The sequence below is a fragment of the Actinocatenispora comari genome, from assembly GCF_017312725.1.
GTDB lineage: Bacteria > Actinomycetota > Actinomycetes > Mycobacteriales > Micromonosporaceae > Actinocatenispora > Actinocatenispora comari.
In genome coordinates this window covers 63775-83550 of the sequence record NZ_BOPO01000004.1, presented here as the reverse complement: position 1 = coordinate 83550, position 19776 = coordinate 63775, and the positions used below count along the sequence as shown (strand labels likewise).

Below are 19776 nucleotides of genomic sequence, written 5' to 3'. Positions count from 1 at the left end.
CGGCCCGGTACGGCTGAGCCGGCCCGACGGCCCGGTGCGGCTGAGCCGGCCGGACGGTTCAGCCGTCCGGGTGCTGGTCGTCGACGACGAGCAGACGCTCAGCGAGCTGCTCGCCATGGCGCTGCGGTACGAGGGCTGGGACGTGCGGTCGGCGATCGACGGCGCCGGTGCGGTCAAGGTGGCCCGCGAGTTCCGGCCGGACGCGGTGGTGCTCGACATCATGCTGCCCGACCTGGACGGGCTGGAGGTCCTGCGCCGGATGCGGTCCGACGCGCCGGAACTGCCGGTGCTGTTCCTGACCGCGCGCGACGCGGTGGAGGACCGGGTGGCCGGCCTGACCGCCGGCGGCGACGACTACGTGACGAAGCCGTTCAGCCTGGAGGAGGTGGTGGCCCGGCTGCGCGGGCTGATGCGGCGGGCGCACCGGGTGGCCGCCCGGGAGGGTTCGGTGCTGGTGGTCGGCGACCTGAGCCTGGACGAGGACAGCCACGAGGTGCGCCGGGACGGCCGGGACATCCAGCTGACCGCGACCGAGTTCGAGCTGCTGCGGTTCCTGATGCGCAATCCGCGCCGGGTACTGAGCAAGGCGCAGATCCTCGACCGGGTGTGGAGCTACGACTTCGGCGGCCAGGCCAACATCGTCGAGCTCTACATCTCGTACCTGCGGAAGAAGATCGACGCGGGCCGGGAACCGATGATCCACACCCTGCGCGGCGCCGGCTACGTGCTCAAGCCGGCGCTCTGAGACCGGTGATGATCGGCGACCCGGCGCCACGCCCGGCCGGCCCGGCACCCCATCCGGCCGGTACCGCGGCCGGCGACCCGCCGGCGCACCCGGGCGGCCCCGCCCATGGTGGTCGACGGTGGGCCCGGTTCGCGAGCTGGTCGCTGCGGTCCCGGCTGACCGCGATGGTCGTGGTCCTGATCGCGGTCGTGTGCGTCGCGGCCGGGGTGGCCACCGAGGTCGCGCTGCGCTCGTTCCTGTTCGCGCAGCTGGACGGGCAGGTCGAGCAGGCGGCACAGCACTCGGTGGCGCTGCAGCGCGGCCCGCAGCCACCCGGCCCGGAGCCGGGTCGCCGGGCCCCGCAACGGTTCCTGGGCCTGCCCGCCGGTACGGTGCTGGCCACCGTCGAGGGCGGCACCGTCACCGACGGCCAGCTGGTGGAGTCGCACTCGGTCGGCACCCTGCCCACCGGGGCCGGCGAGCAGCTGGCGCAGGTCGCCGACGACGGACGGCCGCGGTCGGTGGACCTCGGCGCCGAGCTGGGCACGTACCGGCTGGTCGGGTTGCCGGTGGGCGACGGCGAGACGGTGGTGGCCGGGCTGCCGCAGGGTTCGGTGGACGACACGCTGCTGCGGGTGGCGCTGATCGAGCTGCTGATCGCCTCGGCCGCGGTCCTGGTCGGCGGTACGGTCGGTGCGCTGGTGGTCCGGCACTCGCTCCGGCCGCTGCGCCGGGTCGCCGCGACCGCGAGCCAGGTGGCGGAGCTACCGCTGGAGCGCGGCGAGGTGGCGCTGTCGGTCCGGGTGCCGGACGCCGACCTGCATCCGGCGACCGAGGTCGGCCAGGTCGCCGGCGCGCTCAACCGGATGCTGCGGCACGTCGCGAACGCGCTGTCCGTCCGGCACGCCTCCGAGCAGCGGGTCCGCCGGTTCGTCGCGGACGCGAGCCACGAGCTGCGCACCCCGCTCGCCGCGATCCGCGGGTACGCGGAGCTGACCCGCCGCGGCGGCCACGACCTGCCGCCCGACGTACGGCACGCGATGGAGCGGGTCGAGTCCGAGTCGGCGCGGATGAGCACCCTGGTCGACGATCTGCTGCTGCTGGCCCGGCTGGACTCCGGCCGGCCGCTCGCGCACGACGAGGTGGACCTGTCCCGGCTGGTCGCCGACGCGGTCAGCGACGCGCACGTGGCCGGTCCGCGGCACCACTGGCAGCTGGACCTCCCGGCCGAACCGGTGCTGCTGGTCGGTGACGGCGCCCGGCTGCACCAGGTGGTGGTCAACCTGCTCGCGAACGCCCGCACCCACACGCCGCCCGGTACCACGGTGACCGCCCGGCTGCGGGCCGACCGCGCCTCGGCGGTGCTGTCGGTACGCGACGACGGGCCGGGCATCGCGCCGGAACTGCTGCCGCGGGTGTTCGAGCGGTTCGCCCGCGGCGACTCGTCCCGGTCCCGGTCGGCCGGCAGTACCGGGCTGGGCCTGGCCATCGTGGCCGCGGTGGTCGCCGCGCACCACGGTACGGTCGGCGTCACCAGCCCGCCGACCACCGTCACCGTCCGGCTGCCCACCACCCCGCCGCCGGGCCCGGCCGCGGTGCCGCCCTCGGCCCCGCCTGCGGTCGCGCCGGGTACCACGCCGCCGGCCGGACCCGCGAACCGTTCCGGCCCCCGGCCGGGGCGGCCGGGGCGGCCGTGACGGCCGGGGCGGGTGGCCCGCCCCGGCCGGTCGGCCACCCGGATCAGGGGCGCTGGCGCGGCCGGTCGACGACGGCGACGGTCAGCGCGTCGAAGTAGTCGACGGTCCCGGACGGGAGGACGTCGTTCCCGGCCAGGGCGCTCGACCGGGCCCCGAGGTACTGGCCGGTGTCCGGGTCGATGATCAGTTCCTGGCGCCGGTCGACGGAGTCGAGGCCGAGCGCGGTGCCGCGCTTGCCGTTGAAGTTCGCGACCCGCTCGGTGACCTTCAGGTCCGGCAGCGTGGCGAGGGCACGGTAGATGGTCGCCCGCAGCGCGGCCGGGATGACCCCGGAGCTGAGCAGCATCGAGCTGGTCTGCATCGCCTCCCGCTCGACGTCGTCCGGGTGGGCGGTCGCGCCGCCGGCCGCCCAGCGCAGGTACGCCTTCGGATCCCGCGGTACCTGCTTGAGCAGCTGGGTGTTCGGCTGCTTGCGCACCTCGTTGCCGTCCACGCAGCGGGGCGTGCCGCCGTTCATCGCGTGGTAGAAGTCGCCGCAGATCGCCTCGGCCCAGGACGGCGGGTGGGAGCCGGTGAGCTCGCGTTCGAGCTTGGCGCCCCGCTTGGCGATCTGCGCGCGCGTGCCGATCACCCACTTCGGCTTGCCGACCTGCTCGTAGTGCTGCACCCAGGTGCCGGACTGGTCGTACGGCACCCACTTCTCGGTCTGCCCGGTGATCCGCAGGCCGAGCGGGCCGCTGTCGCCGCCGTAGACGGCGAGGCTCTGCGCCACGTCCTTGACGTAGAGGTACTGGCCGGGGCCGACTTTCGGGTCGCCGAACCGCAGCGTCCTCGCCGCGGCGGCGCGCATCGTGCTGCCGCCGGGCACGGTGGCGACCGTCGTCCGGTCCGGTACCGCCGCCCGCTGGTGCCGCGGCGGCTGGTGCTGGGGCTGGCCGAACGGTCCGGTGAACGCGACCGCGGCGGCGGCGACGGCGGCGACCCCGGCGGCGATCGAGGCGTACAGCCGGCGTCGTCTGCGCGGCGGACGCGGTGCCGCGGTGTCGCGGTCGCGGGAGGCGGTGAGCATCGGGACGCCCTGGTGTGCCAGCGCGTCGTCCATGGTGGCGCGGGCGGTGGCGAGCTGCCCGGTCTCGTCGGCGTGCAGCGCGTCGAGCGCCCGGTCCAGCTCGTCGTCCGTCCACAGTGCACGCATGGGTTCGGTGCGGTCAGTCATCGGTGCCGTCCTCGTCGGGCAGGGTCGTGGTGGGGCATTCGCGGCGCAGCCAGCGGCGTACCCGGTGCAGCCGGGAGCGCACGGTGCCCGGTGGGATGCGCAGGACCTGGCCGATCTCGGTGGCGTCCAGGCCGGCCCAACTGGTCAGCAGCAGCACGTCGCGGTCGCCGGGCGACAGCTGGCTCAGTGCCGTGGCGAGCTGCCCCACCCGGTACGCCGCGTCCACCCGGTCGCCGACCGCATCGGCGTGGTCGGTGCCGGTCGTACGGCCGGCGGCCAGCCGCGCGGTGGCCCGCAACCGGCGCATCTCGGTACGTTCGTGCTGCTTGAGGAGGTTGCCGGCGATGCCGTAGAGCCAGGCGCGGATGCCGGCCCGGTCCGGGTCGTAGCTGGCCCGGCGGCGCAGCGCGGCAAGGAACGTCTCGGCCACGATGTCCTCGGCGGTCGCGGCACCGACCCGGCGGGCCAGGTAGCGCTGCAGCCCGGGGGCGTGTTCGGCGAACAGCCGGCCGAACCGTTCGGTGAGTGCGGTGTCGGTGAGCGCGGCGAGGTTGGGACGATCGAGCTCGCCGGCGGCGGATTGCACCGGCGATGCGCCGGCCGGGCTGGTCATCTGCGCGCCACGTCCTTCCTCGCGTCGATCCTGATGTCGGTCACACCCCTTGTCTGCCGCAGCCTCGGCAGGTGTTCACGACGTGCGGATCGAACCGGCGGCGGCGCTCAGCCGGCGGCGTCGTCGGGAGCCGGTGCGGGGCGCAGCGCGACCGCGACGACGCCGGCCGCCACCATGAACGCGCCGACCACCCACAGCCCCGCCTTCTCGGTACCGGTGGCGTCGGTCAGCCAGCCCGTCACGTACGGCCCGGCGAAGCCGGCCAGGTTGCCCAGCGAGTTGACCAGGGCGATGCCGCCGGCCGCGGCGGCGCCGGTGAGGAACATCGTCGGCAGCGGCCAGAACGTGGGCAGCGCCGCGCAGATGCCCATCGTGCACACCGTGACCGCGATCATCACCGCGAACGGCGAGTGCAGGTACAGCGCGACCGGGATCGCGACGCCGCCGACGACCGCCGGGATCGCCACGTGCCACACCCGCTCGCCGGTACGGTCGCCGTGCCGCGCCCACACCAGCATCGCCACGCACCCGAACGCGTACGGCACGGCCACGATCAGTCCCTGCTGGAACACCGTGTAGCTGGTGTGGAACGTGTCCTGGAAGCCGGCGATGATGGTCGGCAGGAAGAAGCCCACCGCGTACAGGCCGTAGACGATGCCGAAGTAGACGAACGCCAGCGCGAGCACCCGGGGGTTGGTCAGCGCCCGGCGCAGCGGGAAGTGGTAGCGCCGGCCGGTCTCGGCCTGCTCGGCGTCCATCTCGCGCTGCAGCCAGTCGCGCTCGTCGGCGGCGAGCCAGCGGGCCTGGCTCGGCCGGTCGGTCAGGTAGAACCAGCAGACCACCCCGACCACGATCGCCGGCAGCCCCTCGACCAGGAACATGAACCGCCAGCCGGCCAGGCCGAACAGCACGTCGTGCCCGATCGAGATCAGCCACCCGGACAGCGGCGAGCCGATCATCGACGACAGCGGTACCGCGAGCATGAAGAACGCGACCGCCTTCGCCCGCTCCCGCTGCGGGAACCAGAACGTCAGGTACAGGATGATGCCGGGGAAGAAGCCGGCCTCGGCGATGCCCAGGACGAAGCGCAGCAGGTACATGGTGCCGGCGTTGGGCGCGAACGCCATCACCGAGGCGACCACGCCCCAGCTGACCATGATGCGGGCCAGCCAGCGGCGGGCACCGAACCGGTGCAGCGCGAGGTTGCTCGGCACCTCCAGCACCAGGTAGCCGATGAAGAACAGGCCGGACGCCAGCCCGAAACCGGCCTTGCTGAAGCCGAGCGCCTCGTTCATGCCGTGCGGCGCGGCGAAGCTGATGTTCGTCCGGTCCAGATAGTTGACGAAGTACAGCAGGATCAGGAACGGCGACAGCCGCACCGCCACCTTGCGCATCACCCGCCGCCGCAGCGCGGCCTGGTCCGGTGCCTCCGCGGTGCTGCTCATGCAGGCTCCCAGCGCGCGGCCGGGTGGCCCGGCCGCCCGGCAGGGATACGAACGGGCGTCAACCTAGCACGCCCGCCGGTGGTCGGCGCCGTGCGAAACGGCAGCCGGCCGCGGCACCGGAAGGGCCACGGCCGGGGATGCGGGGTGCTCTCAGCGGGGCCGGCCGGAGACGGCGAGCGCCCGGCCGAGGCACAGCAACGCGGCGACCGAGGCGAGCGTGCGGACCACGTTCCAGGCGAGCCACGGCGTGCGGATCCGGTCGATCACCGGGCCGGCATGGGCCGGCGCGACCGCGGCCAGCTGCTCGTTGAGCGGGATGTCGCCGACGATCGTGGCACCGAAACCGACCAGGTACAGGCCGAGCGCGAGCAGTACGAACAGCGCGGCGGTGCGGTTGCCCCGGCGCCACTGCTGCGTCGCGGCGATCGCGGTGACCACGAGCGCGCCGAAGAACGCCGCGAAGAAGGCCGGGTTCTCGATGGACTCGTTGATCCGGTTCAACGCCTCCGCGTAGGTGGCGTCCGACGCGCGCGACAGGCCGGGGATCACCGCGACCTGGAAGGCGAAGTACACGCCGGCGACCAGGCCGACGCTCAGCAGCGACAGCATCAGCATCGTCGCGCCGGAGGTGGCGTACCGGCGGGGCTGCCGCACCACGGGCACCGGCCGCGCGCCCTGCGGCCCGGCCGGCACGGGGCGCGGCGGTACCGGTGCGTACGGTCCCGGCCCGTTTGCCGGCGCGGGGATCGACTGGCCGGGCCCGACGGGCGGTACGGGCGCGTTCCGGAAGGCGATGGGGCGGTGCGGCGTCGTCGAGGTCGTCATGACCTCATTCCAGCGCAGGCCCGGGCCCGCAGCCATGGCCACGACGCTCACGCCCATAAGCGCTCGTCTCGACGCCGCAGGTTGCCGGTTCGGTTCGTGCCGCCCGGGGCCGACCGTGCTCGGCCCCGGGCGGGCCCCGCCCGAGGACCGCTCAGAGCACGAAGCCGTGCGGGAACGGGTCGGTCGGGTCCAGCAGGTAGGTCGCGGTGCCGGTGATCCAGGCCCGGCCGGAGAACTCCGGTACCACCGCCGGCAGGCCACCGACCTCGGTCTCGGCGAGCAGCCGGCCGGTGAACCGGGTACCGATGAAGGACTCGTTCACGAAGTCGGTGTCGAGTGCGAGCTCGCCGCGGGCGTGCAGCTGCGCCATCCGGGCGCAGGTACCGGTGCCGCAGGGGGACCGGTCGAACCAGCCCGGGTGGATCGCCATCGCGTTGCGCGAGTGCCGCGGGTCCGAGCCGGGCGCGAGGAACTGCACGTGCTTGCAGCCGGCCACGTCCGGGTCGGTGGGATGCACCGGCCGGCGCTGCGCGTTGATGCTGTCCATGATGGACAGTCCGGCGGCCAGGATCTCGCCCTTGCGGCCCCGGTCGAAGGGCAGGCCGATCCGCTCGATCGGCAGGATCGCGTAGAAGTTCCCGCCGTAGGCGAGGTCGTAGCGCACCTCGCCGAGTCCCGGCACGTCCACCACCGCGTCCCGCTCCAGGCAGAACGCGTCCACGTTGCGCAGCGTGACCTGCTGCACCGCGCCGTCGGCGACCGCCACCCGGGCGGTCACCAGCCCGGCCGGGGTGTCCAGCCGTACCACCGTCTCCGGCTCGGTGACCGGCACCATGCCGGTCTCCACCAGCACCGTGGCGACCCCGATGGTGCCGTGCCCGCACATCGGCAGGAACCCGCTGACCTCGATGTACAGCACGCCCCAGTCGGCGTCCTCGCGGGTCGGCGGCTGCAGAATCGCCCCGCTCATCGCGCCGTGCCCGCGCGGCTCGTCGACCAGGAACCGGCGCAGCTCGTCCAGGTGCGCCATCGCGTACCGCCGGCGCGCCGCCATGGTGGCGCCCGGGATCGGCGCCACCCCACCGGTCACGACGCGGGTCGGCATGCCCTCGGTGTGCGAGTCGACCGCGGTGATGGCGCGTGCGGACCGCATCAGGACTCCCGCAGCGCCGCGATCGCCCGGTCCAGGTCGGCGGTCAGCTGCTCGCGGTGCGCGTCGGTCAGCGGCCCGCGCGGCGGCCGGCAGGGCCCGCCGTACCGGCCGGTGCGGTCCAGGCCGTACTTGATTGCCTGCACGAACTCGGTCTTCGTGTCCCAGCGCAGCGTCGCGACGATCGGCTCGTACAGCGCCCGCGCCTCGTCCAGCTTGCCGGCCTCGGCGAGCGCGTAGAGCCGGGTCGTCTCGGCCGGGAACACGTTGGGGAAGCCGGCGAACCAGCCGGCGGCGCCCATCAGCACACCCTCCAGCAGGACGTCGTCGGCGCCGACGATCACCTGCAGGTCCGGTGCGTGCTCCTTGATCTCCAGCACCCGGCGCACGTCGCCGGAGAACTCCTTGACCGCGACCACGTTGTCGATCGCGGCGATCTCGCCGAGCAGCCGCGGCGTCAGGTCGACCTTCGTGTCGTACGGGTTGTTGTAGACCATCACCGGCAGCCCGACCGCGGCGACCGCCTGGTAGTGCGCGATCACCTCGGACTCGTTCGCCCGGTACATGGTGGGCGGCAGGCACAGCACGCCGTCCGCGCCGTCCTCGGCCGCGGCCTCCGCCCACCGGACCGCCTGGTGGCTGCCGACCCCGTGCACGCCGACGATGACGGTGGCGTCCGCGCCGACCGCGGCGATCGCGGTCCGCGCCACCCGGCGGCGCTCCTCGTCGGTCAGCGACGAGTACTCGCCGAGCGACCCGTTCGGGCCGACGCCGTGGCAGCCGTTGTCCACCAGCCACCGGCAGTGCTCGGCGTAGGCGTCGAAGTCGAGCGCCAGGCCGGCCGGTGCGCTGGCCTGCTCGCGGTAGAACACCGGCGTCGCCACCACGACACCACCCAGTCCACGCGTAGGGTTCTTCACGGATTCTCCTTGTCCGGTACGGGTTCCGGCGGCTCCGCGTCCGGCTCGGCGGACGCGGCGAGCTCGCCGAGGCGGATCGGTTGGGCGAGGGGACGGTGGTACGGGCTTGCGCCACGGGCACCGTCGTCCGGCCGGCGTGCGGCCTCGAACGAGCGCAGCGCTGCCACCGTCGGTCCGCAGATGCGGGCCTGGCACGGGCCCATCCCGGCCCGGGTGCCCAGCTTGGACACGCGCGGATCCTGGTCGGCGGCCTCGCGCAGGGCGCCGACGCACACCTCCTCGCAGCGGCAGACCACGGTGTCGTCGCGCAGCCAGCCCGGCCAGGCGGCGCCGATCGGGTGCGCGGCGGCCAGCCGGGCGGCGAACCGCCGGCCCGCGGCGACCCGGCGGCGCAACGCCCGTACCGCCGGGCGGTCCGGGCCGCCGGCCGCGAGCCAGCCGGCCAGCGCGCCCTCGGCCCGGGCGGCCGGTGCGCCGGCGATGCCGGTGAGCTCGCCGACCGCGTACACCCCGGGGCGGCTGGTGCGCAGGTCGGCGTCGACGGCGACGAACGAGCGGCCGTCCGGCTCGGTGCGCAGCGCGCAGCCGGCCGCCACCGGCAGCTCCAGTTGCGGGGTGAACCCGTGCCCGACGCACACCGCGTCGACCGCGACGGTGCGTTCGGTGCCCGGCAGCACCGACCAGTCGGGGCGCAGCCGGGCGGTGACGACCTCCTCGACCCGGCCGTCGCCGCGGGCGGCGACCACGGTACGGCCCAGCAGCACCGGAACCCGGTGCCGGGCCAGCGTCGCGGCGTACTCGGCGAGTTCCGGCAGCTTGCCGGCCTGCCCGGCGAGCTGCCACGGCCGGGAGCCCCAGCCCGCGGCGAGCCGGCCCGGCCGGTTCGCCTCCAGCACCTGCCGGAGGGTCGAACCGGCGCCGAGCAGCGTGGCGGCCACCGGCAGCAGGAACGGCCCGGTGCCGGCGACCACGACGGCGTCGCCGATGGCCACCCGTTCACCCTTCACCAGCGCCTGCGCCGCACCGGCGGTGACCACCCCGGGCAGCTCCCAGCCCGGGAACGGCAGCATGGTGTCGTGCGCGCCCACCGCGAGGACCAGCGCGTCCGCCTCGATCGCCTGCCGCCGCCGGCCGGCGCCGTCGGCCGGACCGGTCAGCACGTGCACCACCGGCACCCGGACCGCCGTCGAGCCAGGGCCGGTCGGATCGTGGGGCGCCGCCACGTCCAGATGGGTCGGGCGGTCGGTCCTCCTCCGGCCAGGATCGGCCACGAGACCGGTCGTGGGGCCGGTCGTGGGGCCGGTCGGGCGGCCGGCCGGCGCTGCCGCGTCGGGGTCTTCCAGCGCCCAGACGCTGGTGTCCGGCAGGAACCGACAGCGGGGATGGCTCAGCACGAAGTCGCGGCGGGCCGCGAAGTCGCGCCAACCGTGCTGCAGCGCCTCCGGCCGGCCGGCACCGAACTCGGCGACCGGCGCCCGGTGGTACTGGCCGCCCGGCTGCTCGGCCGCCTCGATCAGGGTGACCCGCGCACCGGCGCCGAGCGCGGTGGCCGCCGCGGACAGCCCGGCCGGCCCGGCCCCGACCACCACCACCCGGGTCACCGTTCACCATCCACATCGGACGGTACGCGGGCCTGGGTGGTGACCGTGTCCACATCGGACGGTACGCGGGTCTGGGTGGTCACCGTGTCACCGTCGCGGGCGCGGCGTCGGCACGCGCGTACGTCCGGCACGCCGTCGACGGTGACCAGGCAGTCGAAGCACACCCCGATGCCGCAGAACACGCCGCGGCCGGCGCCGGTCCGCCCGTACCGCCAGGCGGTCCGGCCGGCGGCGAGCAGCACGCCGGCGATCGACTGCCCGGCGACCCCGGTCACCGGCTCGCCGTCCACCGTGATGGTGACCGGTCGGTCGTTGCGGCCGAGCACGTCCTGGTCGGCCCGGATCAGCCTGGGGGTCATCAGCGCTCTCCGATCGCGACGGCGGATCGGTTGGGGGAGAAGGGTACCGGGTCGATCGGTGGGGTGCGGCCACCGATCAGGTTGGCGAGGATCCGCCCGGTGCCGACGGACAGGCCGATGCCCGCCCCCTCGTGCCCGGTGGCGTGCCACAGCCCGGGCAGCCGCTCGTCCGCCCCGATCACCGGCAGGTGATCCGGTACGAACGGCCGGAACCCGCCGTACGCCCGCATCACCGGCACCCCGGACAGCCCCGGGAACAGCCGCAGCGCCTTCGCCGCGATCGCCGACCACACCGCGACCGGCATCGCGTCGGCGAAGCCGACCTGCCGCCGGGACGAGCCCAGCAGCACGGTGCCGCCGCGGGTCGACTCGACCACCGCCGAGGTCTGCACCGCCGCCTCGTCGCTCGCGACCGCGCCGACGTAGTCCGCGTCGTACACCTTGTGGAACACCGTCGGCGGCTGCGGGGTGGTGACGAGCACCTCGCCGCGCCGCGGCCGGACGTCGATCGGTGCGCCCAGCGACGCGGACACCGCGCCGGCCCACGGGCCGGTCGCGTTCACGAACGCGTCGCCGGCCACCGTGCCGCCCTCGGTGCGTACCGCGGTCAGCCGGCCACCGCTGCGCACCGGGCCGGTGACCGCGCAGCCGGTACGCAGCTGGGCGCCGGCCGCGACCGCGTCGCCCAGCAGCAGGGTGGCCGCGCCGGCCGGCTGCACCTGCGCGTCCTGCGGGTAGTGCACCGCGGCGGTGTGGTCCCGGGTCAGGTGCGGCTCGGCCGCGTGCAGGGCGTCGTCGGACAGCTCGGTGGCGGTGACGCCGGCGGCCCGCTGCGCCGCGGCGAACGCGCGCAGCGCGGTGGCGCCGGCCGCGGTGGTGGCGACCACGATGCCGCCCTTCGTATCCCACTCGGCGGCCTCGGTGCGAGCCCGGTCCGCGACGGCGGTTCCGACGGCCCGGCCGGTGGCGATCGGTCGCGTTCCCGGCTCGGCGAGTACCTGCGGCCACAGCGCGCGGGACAGTTGGGCCAGAGCCAGCTCGGGGCCGGGCTCCTTGTCGGAGATCAGGATGTTGCCCTCGCCGTGCGAGGTGGTGGCGGCCGCGGCGCCGCCCCGGTCGAGCAGCACCACCTCGCAGCCGGCCCGGGCCAGCTCGCGGGCGCACGCGGCGCCGACGATGCCGGCACCGATCACCACCACCCGCATGGCGCCTCCCGTTCATTAAACCGAACGACTCCGAGAGTACAACCGGGCCACGGTCGCTGTCACGGGGCGAGTCCGTTCCGCTCGCCGAACGGCGAGTGCCGGACGAACCGGGCGCCGGGTCAGTGCGGGGTGATGGTGGCCCCGGCGCGGTCCGGCCGGTACTGCAGCAGCAGCACCGAGCGCACCTCACCGTCCGGCGCCTCGTAGCTGTGCGGCGCCGTCGCGTCGAACCGGATGTAGTCGCCGGCCTCCAGCCGGGTGGTCCGGCCGGCCAGGTGCACCAGCAGCGTGCCGGCCTGCACGCTGGTGTGCTCGATCCCGACATGGCCGTCCGAGTCCTGCCGCCGGCCGGCACGGACCCGCTGGTCGTAGAGCTCGACGATGCTCTCCCCGGTCTCCAGCCGGGACAGCGGGCGCAGGTCGACACCGGCGCCGCGGAGCACCTCCACGTCGGCGCCGCGGACCACCGTCGGCTCGGCCGTACTGGCGTCGAGCAGGTCCGAGATCGGCATTCGCAGCGCCCGGGACAGGCTGAACACGGTCTCGATGGTCGGGTTGCCGGCGCCGGACTCCAGCTGCGACAGGGTCGCCTTGCCGATACCGGACAACCGGGACAGTTCGGAGATCGACAGGCCCAGTCCGGACCGGGCCCGGCGCAGGTTGGCGGCCAACTGGCCGCGGATCGACCCGTCCGACGCGTGCACCGTGGCCGCCTCCCGTTCGCTTCACCGTACGCACGGGACCCGCGCCCCGTTCGTTCCACCGAACGATACCGCGCCGCCACCCACCGCCCCGGCGTCGACCGGGGCGGCTCCGGGCGCTGATCGAGGGGCCCCGGCCACACCGCCGCCCGGCGCTGCCGCGATCCCTCGACCAACGGGCCCGGTCGCTACAGCCGGTCCGGGGCGGGCAGGCCGAGCAGCGTCAACCCCTGCGCGAGGGTGCGCCGGGTGAGCCGGCACAGCGCCAGCCGGTTGCTGCGCACCGGCTCCGCGGCCCCGAGCACCGGGCAGCTCTCGTAGAAGGCGGTGAACGCGCGGGCCAGCTCGTACAGGTAGCCGCACAGCCGGTGCGGCTCCAGCGACTCGCCCACCTCGGTCACCACCGCGCCGAACCCGTCGAGCGCCAGGATCAGCGCGCGCTCCGCCGGCGCCACCGGTACCGCGGGGTCGGGCGGAGCGTCGCCGTCGCCGGTGGCCGGCTCGGCGCGGCGCAGGATCGCGGCGACGCGGGTGTGCGCGTACAGCAGGTAGACGCCGGTGTTGCCGGTGAACGCCACCATCCGGTCCGGGTCGAACCGGTAGTCCTGCTGCCGCGAGGTGGCCAGGTCGGCGTACTTGACCGCGGCGATCCCGCACAGCTCCGCGATCCGGTCGGCGTCGGCGTCCGGCATCGTCGGGTTCTTGTCCCGCACCACCCGCCGGGCGCTGGTCACCGCCGCGTCGAGCAGGTCGGACAGCAGCGCGGTGCCGCCGTCCCGGGTCCGGTACGGCCGGCCGTCGGCGCCGAGCACCGCCCCGAACGCGACGTGCTCGACGTCGACGGTGCCGGGCAGCCAGCCGGCCCGGCGGGCTGCGGCGAACACCTGCCGGAAGTGCAGCGCCTGCCGGGCGTCCACCACGTACAGCATCCGGTCCGCGCGCTCGCGCCCGACCCGGTCCCGTACGGTGGCCAGATCCGTTGCGGCGTAACCGAAACCACCATCGCTCTTGCGTACGATCAGCGGGACGGGCGCGCCGTCGCGGCCGGTGAACGCCGGGTCGAACACGCACAGCGCACCGGCGGAGGGCACCGCGATGCCCTGCCGTACCAGCTCGTCGACCACGCCCGGCAGCGCGTCGTTGTAACGCGACTCGCCGGCCGCGTCCGCCTCGGTGAGCAGCACGCCGAGCCGGTCGTACACCTGCTGGAAGGCGTGCTGCGACTCGGCGACGATCTCCCGCCAGGCCGCCAGCGTGTCCGGGTCGCCGGACTGCAGCGCCACCACCCGCTTGCGGGCCCGGCCCGCGAACGCCGGATCGGCGTCGAACGCGGCCCGGGCCGCCCGGTACAGCTCGTCCAGTGCGGCGACCGCGGTGGTGCCCGCGGCCAGCCGGTCGTGTTGCCAGCGCGCCTCGGGATGCTCGACCAGGTACTGGATCAGCATCCCGAACTGGGTGCCCCAGTCGCCCAGGTGGTTCTCCCGGATCACCTCGGCGCCGAGGAACCCGAGCACCCGGACCAGCGCGTCGCCGATCACGGTGGACCGCAGGTGCCCGACGTGCAGCTGCTTCGCCACGTTGACCGAGGAGTAGTCCACGACGGTGCGCACCCCGGCCTGCGGGGTGTCCACACCGAGCCGGTCGTCGGCCAGCCGGGCGGCCACCTGACCCCACAGTGCGGCATCGGTGAACGTCACGTTGAGAAACCCGGGCCCGGCAACGGAAACGGCCGCCGGCAGCGCGGTCGCCGGGCCCGTTCCCGCAGCCGGCCCCGCGCCGGGCGCCGCGGTCAGCTGGTCGGCGAGCTGGCCGGCGAGCTGCGCCGGTGGCCGGCCCGCCGCGCCGGCGAGCGACAGCGCCACGTTCGACTGGACGTCCACGCCGGGCCGGTCGGAGCGTCGGATCAGCGGGTCGGCGTCGCGTCGTGCCGGCAGCACCGCACCGATCGCGGTACCGACTGCCTGTTCCACCTGTCGCGCGAGCGACGCCACCCCGGTCATGCCCGGTCTCCTCCGACTCGTCGAGAAGCCGCCAGCGTGCCACACCCCGCCCCGCCGTACCGCCGAGTTTCGGCCCGTCGAACGGGCATCCCGGTCGCCGCCGGTGGGTCGCGGCGCGCGCTCCGGTGCCCGGGGAACGATCCGGAGCGGTTCGCGGTCGGCGTCGAGCCGGGACCGGACCTCAGGCCCAGCCCCGCCGGACCACCTCCATGCCGGCCTGGAACCGGGTTTCCGCGCCCACCTCCGCCATCATCCGGTGAACGTGGCGATGCACGGTACGGGGACTCCAGCCGAGGGCCCGCGCGATGGTCTCGTCGGTGGCGCCGCCGGAGAGCAGGCCCAGCAACCGGTCGTCGATCGGGCGGTCGGATTCGACCGCCCGGTCCCGGTCGTTGAGCCGGACCGCCCGGTGCCAGAGCGCCTCGAACAGCTCGCTGAACGCATCGAGCATCGAGGAGGGATGCACGAGGTACGCGGCTTCGGCCGCACTGCTGCCGGTCGTCACCGGGATGAGTGCGAGCTGGTCGTCGCACAACGCCATCTTCATCGGTACGTGGCGCGAAACGCGCGCTCGCTCGCCGTGCTGGACGCGCCGCCGGACGTCCTCGAGGCGGCCGGGGATCTCCAGCGCGCTGGAGTGGTACACGACCCGGTAGACGAGCTTCCGCCGCTCCGACTGGATGTACTGCTCCTCGTTGCCGGCGATCGGATCTTCCAGGTACGGCGGCCGGTCGAACGTCCGGATCTCGTGTCGCGCCGTGCGCTGGAGCCGGACGAAGGCGCTCTGCACGTTGCTGGCGCCGTCGATGATCTCGACGAGGGAGGCAGGGTCGTGTTCCTGGGGCCGTTGCCGGGCATGCTCGGCAGCGAGCTGGTCGGCATGCGTGCGCAGCCGCGACAGTTCCCGCTCCCGCTCGGCGATGAGCGACCCTGCCGCGAGATCCGGGGGGACCGCCACGTACCGGGCCGGTGCACCCGGCAGCCGGGTGGCGAGACCGCGCTGGACCAGGCGTCGAAGGACCCGGGTGACCTGCCCCTTCGACACCCCGACGGCCCCGGCCAGCGTCTCCGCGTCGGCCTGTCCACGATGGACGAGCGCTTCGTAGGCGGTGGCCTCGGTGCCGGACACGCCGACGGCGTCCCACATCGCGTACCCCCTCGTCAGGAACCGGACAGGTGGCAGGAACTCGCACCCCGAAGCGGTTGTCGCCGCACTCTACCGTCTGACAGGATCCTGCAATCTGCCAACGCTGTCAGGTATGAGACAGACCGGTTGACTCGATCGGAGCCCCTCCAGATGCAAGATCCCCGAAGACGGCGAGACGTCCTGGCTCGCCGCATCGCCAGATACTCCACGGCTCTGGCCATCGTCCTGGTCGCCGCGATCCTTCCGGGCTCGCCGGCTTCGGCGCGGCCGGCGGCGCCCCCCGCTCCCGCCTCCGGACAACCGACGTGGAGCAAGCACTCGGTGGCGGCGGGTTGTGCCGCCGACACCGACCCCGATCCGAGCGACGACACGCCGTTCGCCCGATGCTTCGCGGCGGGTCTGGCCACCTCCGACGGCAAGCTCGTCGAGCAGACCGACGAGCCCGTACCGGGTGCCCTCGGTCCGGCGGACATTCAGAGTGCCTACGGTCTGACCGACACCGGTCAGGGCGGCACCGTCGCGGTAGTGGACGCGTTCGGCTACAGCGCTGCCGAGTCGGATCTGGCCGTCTTCCGCGCCCACTACGGGCTCCCGCCGTGCACGACGGAGAACGGCTGCTTCACCAAGCTGGACCAGCGCGGCGGCGGCGACTATCCGAAGGTCGAAGACCCGGGCTGGTCGATCGAGACGGCCCTCGACCTGGATGCGGTCTCCGCGGCCTGCCCCTCCTGCGACATCCTGCTCGTGCAGGCCGACGACAACGGCTTCCCCAATCTCGGGCAGGCGGTCGACACGGCGGCGGCCCGGCACCCGGCGGCGATCTCGAACTCGTACGGCGTCGACGGCGAGATCCCGTACGAGGCCGCCTACTACGACCAGTACTACGACCACCCCGGCATCGCCGTGACGGTGTCGACGGGCGACACCGGGGGTGTGCAGAGCTACCCGGCCACCTCTCCCGATGTCGTCGCCGTGGGCGGCACGACCCTCACCCGGGATCCGTCCACCGCACGCGGCTGGACGGAGACCGCCTGGGCCGGTGGCGGCAGCGGATGCTCACGCTACGAAGCGGCGCCGGACTTCCAGCAGCCCGACGTGACCGGATGCGCGGGCAAGCGCGCGACCGCGGACGTCGCGGCCGACGCGGACAGCGCGACCGGTCTCGCGGTCTACAACACGCTGGGGCAGGATGGCTGGTCGCAGTACGGCGGTACCTCGCTGTCCTCGCCGCTCGTCGCAGCGATGTACGCGCTCGCCGGCCCGGCGATCCCCGGCACCTACCCGGCCAGCTACGTGTACCGCGCGGGCGCGTCACTGTTCGACGTGACCAAGGGCGCCAACCAGAACTGCGGCGACATCGAGTGCACCGCCGGGGTTGGCTGGGACGGTCCCACCGGGGTCGGCACGCCCAACGGCCTGTCGGCACTCACGCTGGGGCCCGCGGCCGCGGTCGCCGGCACCGTCACCGCCGGTCGCCAACCGCTCGCCGGCGCGCGGGTGACCCTGACGGACTCGAGCGGGTACCGCTTCCATGGCATCAGCGACGCGCACGGCCGGTACCACGTACCGGTCGCCGCGGGCACCTACCAGCTGACGGTCTCGGAGTTCGGGTACGGCTCGGCGGCGGTCGACAAGCTGTCCGTGGCCGCGGGGAAGACCGTCACGCGCGGATTCGCCCTCGACCGGCTCGCGAGCCGGCAGGTCAGCGGAGTGGTACGAGACGCGTCCGGTCAGCGATGGCCGATCTACGCGAAGATCACCATCGACGGTGACCCGAACGGTGCGGTCTACACCGATCCGGTCACCGGCCGGTACAGCGTCGAGCTGCCGGTCGGCTCGCGGTACTCGCTCGGCGTCGAGCCGGTCGACATGCCGGGCTACCAGACCCGGCGGACGACGGTCGACCTGCGTACCGGGCACGGCCGGGTCACCCACGACATCGGGCTGGCGGTCGACGCCACCACCTGCACGGCGCCGGGCTACGCGTACACCTACGACGGGGTCGCCGCCGACTTCGAGGACTGGTCGGGGGCCGCGGACGGCTGGCAGGTGACCGACGCCGCCGGGACCGGGAAGACCTGGGTCTTCGACGATCCAGGGGGCAAGGGCAACCGCACCGGCGGCGGCGGTCGGTTCGCCATCGTCGACAACTGGGTCAACCCCACCGCGCACGACACCAGCCTGGTGTCGCCGGCGCTCGACTTCTCCGATCAGGCCAGCCCCGAGATCGGCTTCGACACCTACTACTACGACTACGGATTCGGCAACCAGGACGGTGACGTCGACCTGAGCCTGGACGGCGGTTCCACCTGGACGAACGTCTGGCATGCCCCGGACACCATGGTGCAGGGCCAGGTGCGCGTCCCCGTACCGCAGGCCGCCGGGAAGCCCGACGTCCGGTTCCGCTTCCGGTTCGTCGGATCCTTCGACAACTACTGGGAGCTGGACGACGTCTTCGCCGGCTCGCGATCCTGCGGTGCGGCCGAGGGCGGACTCGTCGTCGGGACGGTGCGCGACGACAACACCGGAGCGCCGCTGACCGGCGCCGAGGTGGCGGTACCGGGCGGTGTCGCCACCGTGACCCAGCCGACGGTGGGCGACGCGGCGGTGGACGACGGTTTCTACTGGTTGTACGTGCCGGGCACCGGCACGACGCGGATCACCGCTGCCGGCCGGAACTACGTCGACAGCGCCGCGACGGTCCGCACGGCCGCCCATCGCGTCGTGCGGCAGGACTGGCGGTTGCGTGCCGGTCAGGTGCAAGCCACGCCCGGCGCCATCGACGTCACCGCGTCCGCCGATCGTGGCGGGCACCGTGGCAACACCCGTACCCTGCGGCTGCGCAACACCGGTCGGGCGCCCGCCACGGTGCGCATCGTCGAGCAGGACCGCGGCTTCACGTCGCCCGACGGGAAACGCCGGGCAGCGTCGCCGGGAGCGCCGACGAAGCGCGTCAAGGTCGACGCGAATCCGTTCGCGTTCGGTCCGTCCGGTCACGTCGGTGGCCATGATCTTCCCCCGCGGGAGGCGGCGGTCGACCCCGCCTGGGACGACCTGCCCACCGTGCCGAGGCCGATCCAGGACAGCGTGGTCGCGACCGAGGACGGGATCGTCTACTCGGTGGGCGGGCTCGACGACTCGGGTATCACGCGCAACGCCTATGCCTACGACTCCGCGGTCGGGAAGTGGCAGGCCATCGCGCCGCTGCCGGCGGCCCGGGAGAACGCCGTCGGCGGGTTCGTCAACGGCAAGCTGTACGTCGCCGGCGGCTGGGACGGGCAGGGCAACCCGTCCGCGAGCACCTTCGTGTACGACCCGGCCACCGACCACTGGTCGACAGCGCCGGACATGCCGACGCCCAGTACCGCTGCGGCTGGTTCGGTGTCAGGTGGGCGGCTCTACGTGGTCGCCGGCTGCACCACGGTGACCTGCGACAGCGCGTCGTCGGTCTACGCCTACGACCCGCACACCGCCACGTGGTCGCGATCGGCGAGCTATCCGGAGGACGAGGTACTGCTCGCGTGTGCGGCCTCGGGCGAGGGTCTGGTGTGTGCGGGTGGGCGCGATCCCGCGCCGTTCTCGGAGGAGATCGCGTCGACGGCCTACCGGTACGATGCCGGATCCGATGCCTGGACGCAGATCGCCAGCATGCCCTATGGCGTCTGGGGTGCGTCCTACGCCGGGTCGGGTGGAAAGCTGCAACTGGTCGGTGGCATCGCCACCTACGACCGCAACACCGGTGCCTCCTACACCAGCACCAACCAGGCGATCGAGTTCGATCCCGAGACCGGCGCCTGGTCTGCGCTGCCGAACGCGCGGTACGCGGTGTTCCGCGGCGGCGCGGCATGCGGCCTGACCGCGGTCGGTGGCTCGATCGGCTCGTTCACGCCGGTGCCCTACGCCGAGCGCCTGCCGGGGCAGGGTGACTGCGTCACCGGCTCCGACGTCGGTTGGCTGTCGACCGATCACAGCGAGGTGACCATCCCGGCCGGCCGGACGGTGACGGTACAGGTGGTGGTCGACACGTCGGCCACCTCGTCGCGCGGGACCTACTCCGCCCGGCTGGCATTCGTCACCGACACCCCGTACACCGTACCGCCGGTGGACGTCACGCTCAGCAGGAAGTGAGGGTCCGTTCGATCGGCCGACGAGTCCGGGCCGGCACGGGAGTCG

Annotated in this window: 15 protein-coding genes and 1 pseudogene; 3 read left to right on the top strand and 13 right to left on the bottom strand. The window is 74.1% G+C overall.

The window, feature by feature from the left end; genetic code table 11:
- The first annotated feature begins 13 nt into the window (after nt 1-13).
- Together NUM_RS02160 and NUM_RS02155 are read left to right on the top strand one after the other, a co-directional pair.
- A complete protein-coding gene (locus NUM_RS02160) occupies nt 14-745 on the top strand; it encodes a response regulator transcription factor (RefSeq protein WP_308440532.1) in 732 nt (243 codons plus the stop codon).
- Nucleotides 746-909: 164 nt separating this feature from the next.
- Entirely contained in the window at nt 910-2421 is a 1512-nt protein-coding gene (locus NUM_RS02155; RefSeq protein ID WP_308440531.1) for a sensor histidine kinase, read from the top strand.
- 43 nt (nt 2422-2464) lie between these two features.
- Here the strand turns inward: NUM_RS02155 and NUM_RS02150 are convergent, their stop codons facing one another.
- From NUM_RS02150 to NUM_RS37880, 13 genes and pseudogenes are all read right to left on the bottom strand, one after another.
- A complete protein-coding gene (locus tag NUM_RS02150; protein WP_207122812.1) occupies nt 2465-3637 on the bottom strand; it encodes a CU044_5270 family protein in 1173 nt (390 codons plus the stop codon).
- Nucleotides 3630-4250 (bottom strand): RNA polymerase sigma factor, encoded by a 621-nt coding sequence (locus NUM_RS02145; RefSeq protein WP_207122811.1) that lies wholly within the window; start codon nt 4248-4250, stop codon nt 3630-3632. Before NUM_RS02145 ends, NUM_RS02150 begins: the two co-directional genes overlap by 8 nt.
- 107 nt (nt 4251-4357) lie before the next feature.
- Complete coding sequence (locus NUM_RS02140; protein WP_207122810.1) at nt 4358-5695, bottom strand: MFS transporter; 1338 nt, start codon at nt 5693-5695, stop codon at nt 4358-4360.
- Between the two features lie 150 nt (nt 5696-5845).
- On the bottom strand, nt 5846-6349 hold the full coding sequence (locus NUM_RS02135; protein WP_207122809.1) for an anthrone oxygenase family protein: 504 nt from the start codon (nt 6347-6349) through the stop codon (nt 5846-5848).
- Nucleotides 6350-6671: 322 nt separating this feature from the next.
- Nucleotides 6672-7673 carry a proline racemase family protein gene (locus tag NUM_RS02130; RefSeq protein ID WP_207122808.1) on the bottom strand — a complete coding sequence of 334 codons (1002 nt, stop codon included), beginning with the start codon at nt 7671-7673 and terminating at the stop codon, nt 6672-6674.
- The gene (locus NUM_RS02125) at nt 7673-8590 is read right to left on the bottom strand and encodes a dihydrodipicolinate synthase family protein (RefSeq protein ID WP_225918274.1); all 918 of its coding nucleotides are present in this window, start codon (nt 8588-8590) and stop codon (nt 7673-7675) included. Before NUM_RS02125 ends, NUM_RS02130 begins: the two co-directional genes overlap by 1 nt.
- A complete protein-coding gene (locus NUM_RS02120; RefSeq protein ID WP_207122807.1) occupies nt 8587-10191 on the bottom strand; it encodes an NAD(P)/FAD-dependent oxidoreductase in 1605 nt (534 codons plus the stop codon). Before NUM_RS02120 ends, NUM_RS02125 begins: the two co-directional genes overlap by 4 nt.
- Entirely contained in the window at nt 10188-10550 is a 363-nt protein-coding gene (locus tag NUM_RS02115) for a (2Fe-2S)-binding protein (RefSeq protein WP_207122806.1), read from the bottom strand. Before NUM_RS02115 ends, NUM_RS02120 begins: the two co-directional genes overlap by 4 nt.
- Nucleotides 10550-11755, bottom strand: a complete 1206-nt coding sequence (locus NUM_RS02110; RefSeq protein WP_207122805.1) for an NAD(P)/FAD-dependent oxidoreductase — start codon at nt 11753-11755, stop codon at nt 10550-10552. Before NUM_RS02110 ends, NUM_RS02115 begins: the two co-directional genes overlap by 1 nt.
- A 119-nt stretch (nt 11756-11874) precedes the next feature.
- Nucleotides 11875-12459 carry a helix-turn-helix domain-containing protein gene (locus NUM_RS02105; RefSeq protein ID WP_225918273.1) on the bottom strand — a complete coding sequence of 195 codons (585 nt, stop codon included), beginning with the start codon at nt 12457-12459 and terminating at the stop codon, nt 11875-11877.
- 185 nt (nt 12460-12644) lie between these two features.
- Nucleotides 12645-14456: an arginine--tRNA ligase gene (gene argS, locus NUM_RS02100; RefSeq protein ID WP_207122804.1), complete on the bottom strand. Its 1812-nt coding sequence runs from the start codon at nt 14454-14456 to the stop codon at nt 12645-12647.
- A 181-nt stretch (nt 14457-14637) separates the two neighbouring features.
- On the bottom strand, nt 14638-14907 hold the full coding sequence (locus NUM_RS37055; RefSeq protein ID WP_225918287.1) for a helix-turn-helix domain-containing protein: 270 nt from the start codon (nt 14905-14907) through the stop codon (nt 14638-14640).
- Between the two features lie 552 nt (nt 14908-15459).
- Nucleotides 15460-15603 (bottom strand): annotated as a pseudogene (locus tag NUM_RS37880) (helix-turn-helix domain-containing protein); the annotation flags it as partial.
- Here NUM_RS37880 and NUM_RS37585 point away from each other — a divergent pair.
- Nucleotides 15544-19731: a carboxypeptidase regulatory-like domain-containing protein gene (locus NUM_RS37585; protein ID WP_370466916.1), complete on the top strand. Its 4188-nt coding sequence runs from the start codon at nt 15544-15546 to the stop codon at nt 19729-19731. The pseudogene NUM_RS37880 and the gene NUM_RS37585 overlap by 60 nt on opposite strands.
- The last annotated feature ends 45 nt before the right edge of the window (nt 19732-19776 follow it).